General features: G+C 28.9%; 9 protein-coding genes. 3 read left to right on the top strand and 6 right to left on the bottom strand.

What is annotated here, in order from left to right:
* Positions 1–235: 235 nt before the first annotated feature.
* From GQS57_RS02670 to GQS57_RS02645, 6 genes are all read right to left on the bottom strand, one after another.
* Complete coding sequence (locus GQS57_RS02670; protein WP_165730939.1) at positions 236–1516, bottom strand: T9SS type A sorting domain-containing protein; 1281 nt, start codon at positions 1514–1516, stop codon at positions 236–238.
* Positions 1517–1602: 86 nt separating this feature from the next.
* Positions 1603–2538, bottom strand: a complete 936-nt coding sequence (locus tag GQS57_RS02665; RefSeq protein WP_165730937.1) for a DUF5017 domain-containing protein — start codon at positions 2536–2538, stop codon at positions 1603–1605.
* Positions 2539–2567: 29 nt separating this feature from the next.
* A complete protein-coding gene (locus GQS57_RS02660) occupies positions 2568–4199 on the bottom strand; it encodes a RagB/SusD family nutrient uptake outer membrane protein (RefSeq protein WP_165730935.1) in 1632 nt (543 codons plus the stop codon).
* 11 nt (positions 4200–4210) lie between these two features.
* Positions 4211–7378: a TonB-dependent receptor gene (locus GQS57_RS02655; protein WP_165730933.1), complete on the bottom strand. Its 3168-nt coding sequence runs from the start codon at positions 7376–7378 to the stop codon at positions 4211–4213.
* Positions 7379–7521: 143 nt separating this feature from the next.
* On the bottom strand, positions 7522–11631 hold the full coding sequence (locus GQS57_RS02650; RefSeq protein ID WP_165730932.1) for a hybrid sensor histidine kinase/response regulator transcription factor: 4110 nt from the start codon (positions 11629–11631) through the stop codon (positions 7522–7524).
* A 37-nt stretch (positions 11632–11668) separates the two neighbouring features.
* Positions 11669–12697 (bottom strand): LacI family DNA-binding transcriptional regulator, encoded by a 1029-nt coding sequence (locus GQS57_RS02645; protein ID WP_165730930.1) that lies wholly within the window; start codon positions 12695–12697, stop codon positions 11669–11671.
* A gap of 167 nt (positions 12698–12864) precedes the next feature.
* On the opposite strand from GQS57_RS02645, the gene kduI reads away from it, so the two are divergent.
* The 3 genes from kduI (at position 12865) to GQS57_RS02630 (ending at position 15754) form a co-directional block, all read left to right on the top strand.
* Positions 12865–13707 (top strand): 5-dehydro-4-deoxy-D-glucuronate isomerase, encoded by an 843-nt coding sequence (gene kduI / locus GQS57_RS02640; RefSeq protein WP_165730928.1) that lies wholly within the window; start codon positions 12865–12867, stop codon positions 13705–13707.
* Positions 13708–13713: 6 nt separating this feature from the next.
* Entirely contained in the window at positions 13714–14508 is a 795-nt protein-coding gene (locus tag GQS57_RS02635) for a gluconate 5-dehydrogenase (protein ID WP_165730926.1), read from the top strand.
* Positions 14509–14578: 70 nt separating this feature from the next.
* A complete protein-coding gene (locus tag GQS57_RS02630) occupies positions 14579–15754 on the top strand; it encodes a DUF4861 domain-containing protein (RefSeq protein ID WP_165730924.1) in 1176 nt (391 codons plus the stop codon).
* The last annotated feature ends 236 nt before the right edge of the window (positions 15755–15990 follow it).

The following is a 15990-nucleotide window of genomic DNA, read 5'->3' as shown; positions in this document are numbered from 1 at the left end:
TAATTCTGATGCTATTTAATATGATGTAAAATTCGTTCATTTATAAAGTAATAAAGAGGGGCAAATTAACCTTAAGAGAGGTATTTACTATTCTTTTAAAATTAATAGCAGATATTAATCACTAAACAGTATTTAAATTATAGTTTAGTGAACTTAAGTTAAAATAAAAAAGGATAGATCTATAATAAACCTATCCTTTTTATTACCTTAAAAATAGGGTTGGAATTTTATTACTCTATTTTAATATTAGTTTTTTAGTTGTATAATTACCTAATTCAGATTCTAATTTTAACAAATAAATTCCACGAGAAAAACTTGCAACATCAATGGTTTTTTTAAAATCTCCATTTAATACTTCCCTACCTGTAATATCAGTAAGTTTGATACTTTTTATATTAATAGTGCTTTCGTTTTTGATATTTATAATATCTTCTGCAGGATTAGGGAATATTGAAATGTTTTTACCTAAAATAGCATCCTCCGTAGATGCAACTGCTAAACTTAATGATATTACAGAACCATTAATTGCTACATTATCTATAGAATAATCACGACATACATTTGGACTTCCGTGAGCACTCTCGTATCTTAATTCTAATACATCACCTTCATCACTAGCTAATGCAGTATAGCTTAATGACACTTCCAAAACAGTTGTATTATTAGGTATATTAGCTTTAAATGTAGTTAATTGAACTCCACTAGTTACATTAAATAAAGACACGTCAATCACAGTATAACAAGTATTTGTTATATACATTTTTGTAACCACTGAATATGCGTCTCCTTCTTCCATAGTTTCGTCAAACGTAAATGCAGAACCATTACCAAGTACCGCAGCTTGTACATCTGCATAAAGTGCTCCATCAGCAACACCATCTCCATTATCAGCATCGGTATTTGTATTACTTAATTCAACATCTCCTATAGCACTCCAATTACCTGTTTCTGAAAAAGTGGTTGTTGCAACACTTACAGCTGTTCCATTTAGTTTTAAAACATCAATAGCATAATTACGAGCTGCTGAAGCTTGAGTTTTTATAAACCTTACTTCTAATACATCACCAATATCGGTAGCAGTAGCAGTGTACATCAATTCCATAGCTACAATTTTATCAACAGAAGTACTACTCATTCCTTGTAAACCATTTGAAACTCCCGATGTTTGAGTACTAGTTATAGCCAATTCAGTACCATCTGTTTTATTATATAAAGCAACAGAAACAATACAAAAATTATTAGTAACATTATATAATGTTGTATTAATAGTATAGTCAGCACCATTCTCCATTGTTCCATCAAATGTAAAATATGCTGTTTCAGTTTCTGAAGTAGCATCTGATCCATCTATAAGTTTTGCACCGTCACCAAAACCATCTCCATTATCTTCATCCGTTGTAACATTTGTTATCGTTACAGTAGCATCAGAACTATAAGAGCCTGTTGCTGTAACTTGTGCATTTGTAATTGCGCTAATACCTATTAAAGACATTAGTAAAAAAGTAATTTTTTTCATGTTAATATTGTTTTTAATTAGATTATAAAAATAAACCCCCTCTTTTATTAAAAAGAGGGGGCAACTAATATAAAAAGAGGGGGTAATTACTCTAACACCTCTATTGTTAACTCCTTAACATCTTCTTCATTTCCATAAATAGTAGTATTATTACCTACAAAGGTTACTGTATAGACCCCTGCTTCTGAATAAATATGTTTAAATGATTCTAAACGTTCTGAATATGATTTAAGTGAAATTGCTTGATCTGGTAAAACTGCTGTTAAATTAATTTTATCAGTAATTAACCAATCTTCATTTGTAAAATCTGCAGAAGTACCATTCATTCTAAAAAAATCATTAGACCACCAAATCCATTCGTTTGTATTTGCATCTCCAGAACCTTGTACGTTTACGGTTTGCCACTCTGTACTTTCTAAATCTGTAACGGGTAAAGTTGTTGTTTTACCTGCTACCGATAAATCTATTACAAAATTATTAAAACGATATTCTCCTTGTCTGTTACCTTCGGATGTTTTTCCTTCTGCCAATATTTTAAAGGCAATATAAACCGACTGACCTTCTGCTGCTAAGTCTGTAATATCTCCTATACCAGAATTTGTCCATTCGTACGTTCTGTTTGTTGGTAAAATAAATTTATCTGAAATATCTGTCCAATTTGACGCAGCAATTGCTGCTGCTGTTCCAGAACCATCATAATCTGAAGAATATTGAATAGATAAACCAGGATTAGAACGACTTGTTCCGTTTTGATAATTTTGAGCACAATCAAAAGACATATTTACAGTTCCTTCTATATTTGTTCTATCTCTATATTGATATTCTTTACCAAATTCTCCTGAATAAAAACTCAAGAAATTTGGCGCATTTTCTATTGTAAATTCTACTTCTTCGCCCACAGCGATAGATTGCTTTACACTTACTTCAAAATCGGGTGTTTTTACCTCTTCAAAATCTTCGCAACTTGTAAACAAAAATGTTAGCAAAAGTGTACTGAATACTATTTGTTTTATGTTTTTCATCTTTATGTTTTAAATTTTAAACTAAAATTTTACCAACCTGCTGTTTGAGATAAGTTTGTATTTACACCTAATTCTTGTTCTGGTATTGGCAGTATATAATGTTTAGAGATATCAAAATTATTGTAACCATCAAAATAATTAAAAGAAGAGCTAAGGCTATTTAATCTAACTTCTAAAGTAGTTGGTTCGTCTCCGCTTAAAGGAATTCCGTCTGGCCCAACATTAGCATCTGCATAGATAGACCAATCTGTATTTACAAAATCTGAATCTGCTCCTAAAGTTTCCATTATACTTTTAGTTTCATTTACTCTTTCTTCTAAAATACCCCATCTTAAAAGGTCGTATTTTCTATGTCCTTCAAAACACAATTCTAACATTCTTTCTTCTTGTATTAACCCTTCATTAATCTCTGTAAAAGGTGTTGCTTTAGCTCTGTTTCTTACGCGATTTACAGCATTTAAAGCTAAACTAGAACCTGGGTTTATTTGATTTTCTGCTTCTGCATACATTAATAAAACATCAGAAAACCTCAAAACTGGCCAATGGTGTGCCCCATAAGATGAGTTGGTGTTATTACTTTCTAAAGATCTTCTATATTTTGATGCTACTTCTAAAAATTGATTATTAAGAAGCGCTGTATTACAGTCATTTAATCTTGGAACATAGTACGGATTTACGTTCCATAACCCTCTTTCATCAGAAATATCTGATCTATATTTTTGTAATAAGGAAATTGTTGCATTCATTAAAGCAAAACCTTTTCCACAACCTTCATCGTGCACTAACATACCAGCAACTGCACCTAATTTTGATGATTGATTTACATCTGAATTTGCAAAAGAGAAACCTATTTGAAAAAGTACTTCTTTATTATCATACTCTTCCATTGCTAGTTTATTAAACACATCTTGGTAACTAGAATTTAATTGATAATAAGAATTACTTATAATAGCTTCACTCCATTCTTTTGATTTCTCATAAGCTCCGGGTTCGTTAAAAGGCTCACCTGCAATATATAAATATGCTCTTGCTAACAAACCTCTAGCAACACCTTTACCTGCTCTACCAGGTGTAACATCTGCATCTTCTGGCAAATCTTTTTCTGCTAATTCTAAATCAGCAATAATTTGCTTATAAACATCTATACCAGAAGTTCTAGGTAACAACTCTCCAATAGTTTCTTCTAATTGCATTGGTATTCCTTCTTTACCTCCAAAGGCTTTTTCTAAATCGAAATAAATAAAAGCTCTTAAAAAATGACCTTCTGCAATTAGTTGTTGTTTTAGAGTTTCATCTATATCAGAATTTCTAACACCTATTAAAAAAGTATTAACACTTACAATACCTTCGTAATAACTTGTCCAAAGTATTCTTAACTTAGTATCTGAAGAAGAAAAATCATTTTTAATATAACCAAAAGCTCCAACTCTATTATAATGCCCCTCATCTGTATAACTAGATGGGTAAAGTGCGTTAATTTCTGCTTCTTTATACGCTGTAACTACTCTACTGTATACACCTGCTAACCCTGCTAAAGCACCAGATTCTGAATTATATAATGTTGTAGATGTAATGCTATCGTTTTGTTCAATATCTAATTGATTATCGCAACCTTGTATTGTAAGTATTAATAGTAATAATATTATTATCTTAATTTTCATAATTGTATTTTTTAAAATGAAACATTTAAACCTAAACTAAATATCTTATGCTTTGGATAGGCAGAGTAATCTATACCAGGCATAATTGCTGAACTATTTACAGACACTTCCGGATCAAAACCAGAGTAATTTGTCCATGTTATTAAATTTTGTCCAGAAATAAATAACTCTAAGCTATTTAACTTCATTTTTTCTAGTATCGGTTGTGGAAAACTATATGAAAAATTCACTGTTTTTAATCTTATATAAGAACCATCTTCAATAATTCTAGAAGAAATATCTTCAAAACCTTGTCCTCCTGCTCTATAAATATCTGTATCTTGATTATCAATAGTCCATCTATCTGTTACGGTAGCTAACTGATTTTGTCCTACAGTATTCATATCTTCAAAAACCATTCTATTAGCATTTAAAATATCGTTACCATAAGACCATTGAAAAAATGTATTTAATTGAAAGTTTTTATATTTAAACGTATTTCCTAAACCTCCAAAATGCTTTGCTAACCCATTACCAATAATAGTTTTATCATCATTTGTAATTACTCCATCACCATTTAAATCTTTGTATTTTTCATCTCCGGCTTGATGACTTCTGTAACTAGGTTGCGATGCTAATAAAGTATGTGATGCATCGTTTGCATTGTAGTTTTCAAAATCTTCTGGTTGATAAACTCCATCAGAAATATACCCAAACATATTACCCAAAGGTTTTCCTTCTTCAACAATGTATTGTTGGCTACTAAGTCTCCAATAATAATCTGGTGTTCCAAAAATTGGTTTGCTTTCTGGTAAAGAAATTACCTTATTTTGATTAAATGATATATTAAAATCGGTTGTCCAACTAAAGTCTTTTGTCTGAATATTTCTAGTACTTAAACTTATTTCTAAACCTCTATTTCTTACTTGTCCAGAATTTACCCATTGTGTAGAAAATCCTTGAGAAGGAGCTGCATCAGAATTAAGAAGTAAATCTTTTGTGTCTTTTTGATATACCTCTGTAGTTAAAGAAATTCTATCATTTAAAAATGACATATCTAAACCTGCATTAAATTGAGATGTTGTTTCCCATTGTAAATCTAAATTTGCACCAAAACTAGTAGGTCGTTGCCCTTGAATCGTTTGTCCATTAAAAAAATAAGATGCATTGTTTGATGTTAAAATTTGATTACCAGCATTATAATTAAGAATTCTATCATTACCCGTTTTACCATAACCTAATTTAAATTTTAACTGAGAAAAAATGTTTAAATTTTTAATAAACCTTTCTTCTTCTGCTTTCCACGATACAGCTACTGACGGAAAATAACCAACTCTATTACTTTCTGGAAAAGCAGATGATGCATCTCTTCTAATAGAAGCTGTAAGTAAATATTTATTCTTATATCCATAATTTAAACGTCCTAATAATGAAAAAACACTTCTTTTTTCACTTGAATTTATATCATTCGCATCATTTAAAGTACCCTCATCAATAGCATTAATACCTAAATGTTCTACATATTGAGGAATATCTATAGATTTAAAATAGGTTTGATCGAAATTTCTAATATTTAAAGTTACACCAACAAGAGCATCTATTTTGTGGTCGTTAAATGTATTTTTATAGTTTAACGTATTTATTGATGAATAATATTTCCAACGGCTATTATCTAAAGAACCATTAATACCGTCTATTTTATTTATTAACCTACCATATACCGTTTGACTATTATAAAACTGACCCGTTTTTCTGTATTGAGAATTATAACTTCCTTTAGCATCTAAAGTTAACTTTGGTGTTACCTTATATCTTAAACGTAAATTTGTTATTAATTGATCTGTTTCACTTTTTCTATATTCATTATTTAATGATACTAATGGATGCCAAGAAACAATATTAGTTACATCATATTCATTACTAATATTATTTAAAGGATCTTGTCCATTATAATCTAAAAACTTATTTGCTACTGGCGTATACCCTATTAAACTTCTTAAAAATGAATACGAAGATGTTCCTTTTGTGTTTAATCCTTCTTGACTGTAGGTTGTATAATTTATATCTATAGTTGCGTCTAATTTATCATTTACTTTATGGTTTAAAGTAACTCTTCCGTTTAATCTTTCATATTCTGATTTTAATAAAGATCCTTGATCTTCAACCATATTTATAGATGCATTAAATCTAGTTTTTTCTGTACCACTAGAAATTTTAAGTTTATGTGTTTTAGAATACGCTGTTCTAAAAGCTTCATCTTGCCAATTTCTCGAAGGATAATCTGCGTAATCTTCTAAACCACCAACAATAACACTATTTCCGGTATCTGCATCTGGTACAGAAAAGAATCTTAAACTTGTAGAACCTTTATTTAGTTCTAAATTTAACTTGATATATTCGTAAGCATCTAAAACATCTAACGTTTTAGAAACTTGTTTTACATCTAACCTAGACTCATAAGTAATTTTTGTTCTTCCTTCTTTTGCTCTTTTAGTTGTAATTATAACAACTCCATTAGAACCACGTACACCGTAAATTGCTGTAGCAGAAGCATCTTTTAAAATACTCATAGACTCTATGTCTGATGGATCTACTAAACCAGGGTTAAAATCTTCTACAATAAAACCATCTAAAACATATAAAGGAGAATTATCTCCGTTTACAGTATTACCTCCTCTAATTACAATATTTGCTGCGCTTCCGGGTTCTCCGCCACCAGAACTAACCTGCACCCCTGCTACTCTACCAGATAAAGCCTGATCGAAATTTGCAACAGGTGCTTTTGTTAATTGACCAACATCTACTAACGCTACAGAACCTGTTAAATCTTTTTTCTGAACAGCCCCATATCCAACAATAACTATTTCGTCTAAGTTTTCTACATCTGGAGACAAACTTATATTTACTTTATTTTCTTTACCTATTTTTTTTGTAACAGATTTATACCCTATATAACTATAAGTTAAAGATGAACCTGCTGTTATCTTTATAACATAATTACCATCAAAATCTGTAGAAACTCCTTTTGTGGTTCCTGCTTCAGATACCGAAACTCCAGGTAATGGAGAACCGATTTCATCTGTAACAATACCTGAAATTGTTATTTCTTGACCATAAGTAGTAAGTACACTTAGTAACAAGAAAAAGAAAATTCCGTTTGTTTTTAATTTACTTAAAGACAATTTAAACTGTTTTTTCATTCCTAAAATATTTTATATTATACCGTAAATTTAAGAGACTTTTAACAAAAAAAAGAGGGACAAATAGCTCAATCTAATGGGGGTATTTGTTCATAATAAAAATAACCCACTAGAATAAAGAAGTTTAAGTGTTATATTTTTTCTTAAGAATTTAATTGAATGTCTTCATGGTTTTTTACTCTGTATTGAGAAGGCAACTCATTAAACTGTTTTTTAAATGATTTTCTAAAGTGTTTTAAATCATTAAAACCAAGCTCAAACGCTATTTCAGAAATAGTACGTTTTGTTTGTGATATTAATTGAGCAGCTCTTTTTAATTTAATTGTTTTAATAAACTCTATTATAGATTGACCTGTTAATGCTTTTAATTTTCTATAAAAAGCAGAACGACTCATTCCTATTTCATTTATAAGGTCAACAATAGTAAATTCTGAATTATTGATATTTTCTTCTACAATTGTAATACACTTTTTAAGAAAAATTTCATCTGCAGATGTTATTTCTAATTCCTTAGGTTTTAAAATAATATCTTTTTTAAACTTTTTAATAAAATTTAGCCTTGTCTGCAAAAGGTTCATTACTTTTTGTTCTAAAATACTAGCATCAAAAGGTTTAGTTAGGTAGGCATCTGCACCTGTTTTATAACCTTCTTTTTGAGATTCTTTAGAAGTTTTTGCCGTTAAAAGTAATACAGGAATGTGACTGGTAACAACATCTGTTTTAATTTTTTCACAAAGCTCAATACCATCCATTATTGGCATCATAACATCACTAATAATTAAATTTATCGAATTATTCTTAGCTATTTCTAATGCTACCTCACCATTTTCTGCTTCTAAAATATTATGGTTATTCTCAAAAATTTGTTTGATAAAGTTTCTAACCTCCGTATTATCTTCTACTAATAGTAAAGTAGGAATATTATCATCTATATCTTCAATATTATTGTTTTTAGGTTTTTCTTCTAAATAATTTATAGGATTATCTTGTAAAAAAACGGCTTCATTTACCTCTTCAGATATATCAACTATTTGTTCTTTTTGTAAATGTGAGTTTCCAAACGGCAATTGAATTACAAAAGTTGCTCCTTCCTTTTCTTTACTTTTTACTGTAATACTTCCTTTGTGAAGTTTTATAATACTTTTTACCAATGCCAAACCAATACCTGTTCCTGATCTAGAGTTTTCATCTCTTTTTATTTGATAAAATCTATCAAAAATAAATTTGACATTCTTTTTAGGAATTCCTTTTCCGTCGTCTTTTATCTCTATTTGAATAAACTGCTTTAAATTTTTAGGTTTTGTATAAGTAGATAATTTAATTCTAATTTTACCATTGTTAGGTGTAAATTTAAAAGCATTTGATAATAAATTAAAAATCACCTTTTTTAAATTTACATCATCAAACCATATATCAATATGTTTATCTTTAGATTTAAATGTAAAATCAATTTCTCTATAATCTGCCATTTCATCAAAAGATTTCTTTATATTTTCTATAAACGAAACAATATTATTTTCTGATGCTCGTAACTTTAATTTACCTGTTTCACTTTTTCTAAAATCTAACAATTGATTGATTAACTGCAACAAAACACTTGCATTTCTATACATGGTTTTATGTTGGTTTTGTATAGAAATAGAACCTTCATTATTTTTTAACATCCTCTCTAAAGGACCAATAATTAAAGTTAACGGTGTTCTAAAATCATGAGAGATATTAGTAAATAGTGTCAATTTTAATCTATTTATCTCTTCTATTTTTTGTTTTTCTAAACGCTCTTGTTTTAGTTCGTTTTTTTCGTATATCCTTAACAAAGAATATTTTCTAATCAAAAATAAACTACCAATAATTAAAATTGAATAAATTAAATATGCCCACCAAGTTTTCCAGAAAGGAGGTAGTATAGTTATATAAATAGAGTGTCCTTTCTCATTCCAGAGGCCATCATTATTAGATGCTTTTACTCTAAAGGTATAATTACCTGCGTCTAAATTTGTGTAAGTAGCAGATTTATTATGTCCTATATAATTCCAATTCTTATCAAAACCATCTAATCTGTAAGCATATTCATTTTTTTCTGATTTTGAATAACTCAAAGCTATAAAGTTAAAATTAAAGACATTTTGATTGTGGTTAAGAGTTATTTTTTCATTTATTGAAGAACCTGATAAATATGGCTTATTATTTACAGAAACAGAGGTAACATAAACTGGGGGAATAAAAGAATTTTCTAAAATTTTATTTGGATTAAAAAATACAATTCCGTTTGTACTACCAAACATCAATTCTTTGTTTTGCAATTTAATTTTAGAGTTATAATTAAACTCATTACTAGATATACCATCAGAAATATCAAAGTTTTTAAACTGATTACTTTCTAAGTTTAATCTACTTAACCCTTTATTTGTACTAAACCATAAATTGTTATAATCGTCGGGTAAAACAGTATAAATAACTTGGTTTGGTAATCCTTCTTCCAAACCATAATTTATTGTTTCTTTTGTAGTATAATTGTAAAAATAGAGTCCATAACCTTCTGTACCTATCCATAAATTACGCTGTTTATCTTCAAAAGCACAAAGGGTAATAATAGAAGTATCTTCTTCTCTTTCTTGTTTATATTTTATAGGTACTATCTCTTTAGTGTTTATGTTTATCTTTGCTAAACCTTTGTTGCCCGAAATTAATAAAACATTTTTATCTTCTGTTTTTGAAATATTATAAATTATTTCCCCAATAGATTGTTCTGTATTTTTAACTCTTAGAAAGGTTTTCTTTTTTTTATGAAACACATTTAATCCTCCACCAGAAGTTCCTACCCAAATATGTTTATTTACATCTTCAAATAATGAAATAATTCTATCATTACTAATACTTAAACTATCGTTAGAATCATTATTAAATTTTTTAAAATTGAAAGGTGTTTTTGTTGGGTTTAAAAAATTAAGACCACCATCGTGTGTACCGATCCAAAAGTTACCTTCACTTGTTCTTAGAAGTGCTTTTACATTATTAGTGCTTATAGATTTTGGGTTGTCTTCATTGTGCGTATAATATGTAAATTTCCCCGTTTTTATATTTAAAAAGTTAATACCTCCACCTTCGGTACCAATCCATAAATTTTTAGAAGCATCCTCTACAATAGAGCTTATAACTTTATAATTTAATTTATAATTACTTGCCCCTATGTAATAGTTTTTAAAAAGGTCAAAACTTCTGTCGTAATAATTTACTCCACCAGCATAGGTACCAATCCAAACATTTCCTTTTGTATCTCCTGTAATATTAAAAATAGAATTTTGGCTTAAACTGTTTTTATTTTTTTCGTCATGCAGGTAATGATTGATTACATTTTTTTCTTTATTAATTATATATAAACCATTGTAAGTACCTACCCAAATGTTTCCATAAAAATCTTCATAAACAGACCTAACCTCTTCATTAATAGAACTTATTTTATTTGTTTTTATTTTAAAATGTTGAAACTCGTTTTTTTGAGGATTAAAGACCGCTAAACCATCTCTATACCCCAACCAAATAGTATTGTTTTTATCCTCATAAACAATTGGCGCGTAGTTTCTTGTTGTTTTTCTAACTTGAGTCTGAGGATAAGAAATCTCTTTAACTATACTATCATTATAAACAATAATATTTTTTCTATTACAAATCCATAAATTATTATCAGAAGATCTAAATAAAGATCTAATTTGATTTTTTAATAAATGGACAGAATCCTTTGCAATGTCTGTTCTTTCTTTAGTTATAATATTAAACTTTTCTAAACCAGAGTTTGTACCAACCCATAAATTATTGTCTCCTGCAGATGTTAAACTCCAAATTTCATTATCAAAGCTACTTTTTTTAGTTTCTGAATGTTTATAACGTTCAAAACTATCATTATTAGGTGTAAATTTATTTAAACCGTTGTTTGTCCCAATCCAAATATCTCCGTTTTTATCTTCAACTAAGGTTTTTATAAAACTATTGCTTATACTATTTTTATCTTTATAATTGTGTCTGTATGTTTTAAATGTATGGCCATCATATTTATTTAAACCATCTCTTGTACCAAACCACATATATCCTTTAGAGTCTTGCATAATACACAATACAGAACTTTGAGATAAACCATCTACTAAAGAAAATTGTTTAAATTTTAATGATTGATTAGTACCAGAGAAATCTTGAGAAATAGTAGAATATGTTACTAAGATTAAAAGGAAAGAGAATATTATTTTTATAAATTTCATATAGGTCTTTAAAAAGAAGAGTTTTGATAAGTACATTTTACTCAAAAACTCTTAAAGAAGAATTGCGTTCAATTAAATTTGTTTTTACAATTATAGTTTCATTGGTAATTATTTTTGATTTATCATCAATTTGAGAAATTAACAAGTTTGTAGCAGTTATACCTATTTCTAATCCTGGTTGGTTAATTGTTGTTAATGATGGATCTATTACAGAAGAAATAGATTCGTTACTAAAACCAACAATAGCTATGTCTTTAGGTATTTCTACTTTTATATTTTTTAAATATTTTATTGCTCCAATAGCTACAACATCATTTGCACAAAACAAACCATCTAACTTATAAGGTAATGTTAATAGCTTTTTTACATTTTCTTCTCCATCACTTTCCATTAAACTTGAAGAAATTACTAATTCCTTACTAAATGGAATATTATATTTTTTTAATGCTGCCTTGTAGCCTTTAAATCTATTTTTATAAATTTCTAAATTCTGAGGTCCAGAAAAATGTGCTATAACTTCACTTTTTTTCTTAATTAAATGCTCTGTAGCAACAAATGCTGCATCAAAATCATCAATAAGAACATTACTATTTCCTTCTATATTACAATGTCTATCAAAAAAAACATACGGTATGTTTCTTTTTTTTAATCCTTCTAAATGTTTATAGTTTGTAGTTTCCATAGAAATAGAAATTAAAACTCCATCTACTCTATTTGATAATAACGTTTTTATAATATTTTCTTCTCTTTCTAAACTTTCTAAAGATTGACAAATAATAACATTGTACCCAGCCTTAAAAGCTGTTTCTTCTATTCCTGAAATTGTAGAAGAAAAAAAATCTCTAGAAATTCTTGGTACAATTACCCCCAATGTATAAGTTTTATTTTTTCTTAAATTAGAAGCCAAATGGTTTCTCTGGTAACCTAATTCATTAGCTTTTTCTAAAATTTTATTTTTTGTTTTTTCAGCAACTCTAGGACTGTTGTTTAATGCTCTAGACACCGTAGAACTATCTATTCCTAAAATTGCAGCAATGTCATGTATGGTTACTTCAGTGTTTTCCATTTTAAAAAAAAATCCATTTTTTATTGGCACCTATATTAGGGTAAAACTAAACATATTATTATCATAAATAAAAGGTAAATATAAAAATATAAAAATACAATCGATTGTATTTTTATATTTTTTATTACTTTTGTAAGAGAACTTACAATTAATCTTTAAATTTAAGAATGATAACAAATTTCACAACAAGATACGCAGCATCTCCAAAAGATGTAAAAAACTACAACACAACAAGGCTTAGAGAAGAGTTTTTAGTAAACAATTTAATGATTCCAAATGTTATAAACCTAGTATATTCTCATTATGATAGATTTATAACAGGTAGTGCAGTACCAACAAACGAATCTTTAAAACTAAAAACTATAAATCCTTTAAAATCTGAAAACTTTTTAGATAGAAGAGAATTGGGAATTATAAATGTTGGAGAAAAAGGAACAGTAATTGTTGATGGAACTTCTTATATTTTAGAACATAAAGAAGCATTATATGTAGGTAAAGGAAACAAAGATGTTATGTTTTCTAGTGCATCATCAGAAAACCCAGCTTTATTTTACTTAAACTCCACTCCTGCTCACAAAGCTTTTCCAAATAAAAAAATTGGTAAAGATGATGTAGAAGTTATAGAGTTAGGAGCGCCAGAAACTGCAAATGCAAGAACTTTAAGAAAATATATTGTAAATAGTGTGGTAGATGTTTGCCAACTACAAATGGGGATGACAACTATTAAACCTGGAAGTTCTTGGAACACTATGCCTGCACATGTGCATGATAGAAGAATGGAAGTTTACTTTTATTTTGAAGTTCCAGCAGACCAAGCTGTTTGTCATTTTATGGGAGAACCAACAGAAACTAGACATATTTGGATGGGAAATAATGAAGCTGTAATTTCTCCACCATGGTCAATTCACTCTGGATCTGGCACAAGTAGTTATTCTTTTATTTGGGGAATGGCTGGTGAAAATTTAGATTATGGTGATATGGATCATTGTAAAATAAACGAATTAAAATAAAAGATTATGTCAATTAACTTATTTGATTTATCAGGAAAAGTAGCATTAATAACAGGTGCAACTCATGGTCTTGGAATGGCAATGGCTAAAGGAATTGGAAATGCCGGAGCTAAAATTATAGTGAACGGAAATTCTTCTCAAGAAAAATTAGACAAAGCATTAGCAGAATATAAAGCCGAAGGTATAGACGCTTATGGTTCTCTTTTTAATGTTACTGATGAAAATGCAGTAAAAGAAAGTGTAGCCAAAATTGAAGCAGAAATTGGTAATATTGATATTTTAGTAAATAACGCAGGTATTATTAAAAGAACTCCTTTAGTAGAAATGGAAGTGGTTGATTTTAAAGCTGTAATTGATGTTGATTTAGTGGCTCCTTTTATTGTTTCTAAACATGTTGTTAAAGGAATGATAGAAAGAAAAAGCGGTAAAATCATTAACATTTGCTCTATGATGAGTGAATTAGGTAGAAACTCTGTTGGTGCTTATGCAGCAGCAAAAGGTGGCCTAAAAATGTTAACCAAAAATATGGCTACAGAATGGGCTAAATATAATATTCAAACTAATGGTATTGGTCCAGGATATTTTGCAACAAGTCAAACAGAGCCAATTAGAATTGAAGGTAATCCTTTTAATGATTTTATTGTAAGTAGAACTCCCGCAGGCAAATGGGGTGATCCAGATGATTTACAAGGCGCAGCTATTTTTTTAAGTTCTAAAGCAAGTGATTTTGTTAACGGACAAGTGGTTTATGTTGATGGTGGAATTTTAGCTACTATTGGTAAACCAGCTAATGAAGATTAAATAAATAAAACCTGCCTTATTATAGAAATGAGGCAGGTTTTTAAGTTAAAAACTAAAACCTAATATAATAATGAATACAATTAAAACACTTTCATGTTTATTAATTGTAACACTTTTATGTTCTTGCTCTCAAGAAAAAAAGGATACAATTATTACCGTTAAAAACACACTAAATTTCGAGCGTACCTTTGAAACCGTAGAAATTCAAAGAACAGCGCTAAGTACAGAAAACCTTTCTTCTATAGGCATAAAAAACACAACAACAGGTAAACTTTTGGTTACACAATTAGTAGATACTGATGGAGATGGAGCAATGGATCAATTGTTATTTCAACCTAAAATAGCAGCTAATTCTGAAGTAAACTTTGAAGTTGTAACTATTTCTGATGCAGAAAAACCAAAAGCAGAAGAGTTATGCTATTCTCGTTTTGTCCCAGAAAGAACAGATGACTATACTTGGGAAAACGATAAAGTAGCATTTAGAGTTTACGGACCCGTTGCACAAAAAATGGTAGAAGAAAATGTTCCTGGAGGAACTTTATCTAGCGGTGTTGATGCTTGGTTAAAAAAAGTAAAATACCCAATAATAAATAAATGGTACAAAGAAACTATAATTGATAAAACAGGGTCTTATCATGAAGATACAGGTGAAGGTTTAGATGATTTTCACGTTGGTTCTAGTAGAGGTATTGGTGGTATTGCTGTTAAAATAGATAGTACTTATTTTTTATCTAAAAATTATACAAAATGGAAAACAATTACTACAGGACCAATAAGAACTAGCTTTTATTTAGAATATGCTAACTGGGATGCTTCTGGTAAGATAATTAAAGAATCTAAAACAATCAGTTTAGATCTTGGAAGTAATCTTTCTAAATTTTCAACTTCAATTGAAGGAGTCGATCAAATTTCTGCAGGTTTAACTTTACATGAAAAAGACGGAGAAGTTTCTGGTAACAAAGATGAAGGTTGGGTAAGTTATTGGCAACCTCATGCAGATTCTGAACTTGGATCTGCAATTATTGCTGATAGAAACACTTTTTCTGGATTTGAAAAATATGATATTGATACTCCGGATTTAAGCAACGCTTACGCACATCTTATAGTAAAAAATAATAAAGTAGTTTATTATGCTGGTTTTGGATGGAAGAAAAGCAATCAATTTAAAACAAGACAAGCCTGGGAAGCTTATTTAAAAATATTCTCAAAAAAAATAAATAATCCTTTAGAAGTTCGTATAAAATAATCATTCTATTAATTTTTAGCCTTTTTATAATTTCGTTTAACAAAATTTATTTATCCTATTTAGATTCTAAATTTTCTATTTTAATTTCTGCCGAAAATAGGTAAGAGCAGCTATAATAGCAAGAAAAAGAAGGCTTTTATAGCTGCACTTCTTACTGAATAAAGTCAGAGAAAAGGATGTATGTAATCAGAATAGACGTTTTAAATCATTTTTAATTTAGAATAAACAAGTCAACA

Origin of the sequence: Polaribacter sp. 20A6 (genome assembly GCF_011378915.1) — a bacterium.
GTDB classification, from domain to species: Bacteria; Bacteroidota; Bacteroidia; order Flavobacteriales; family Flavobacteriaceae; genus Polaribacter; species Polaribacter sejongensis.
The sequence above is the reverse complement of the archived record's forward strand: the minus strand, read 5'-3'. Positions and strand labels throughout refer to the sequence as shown.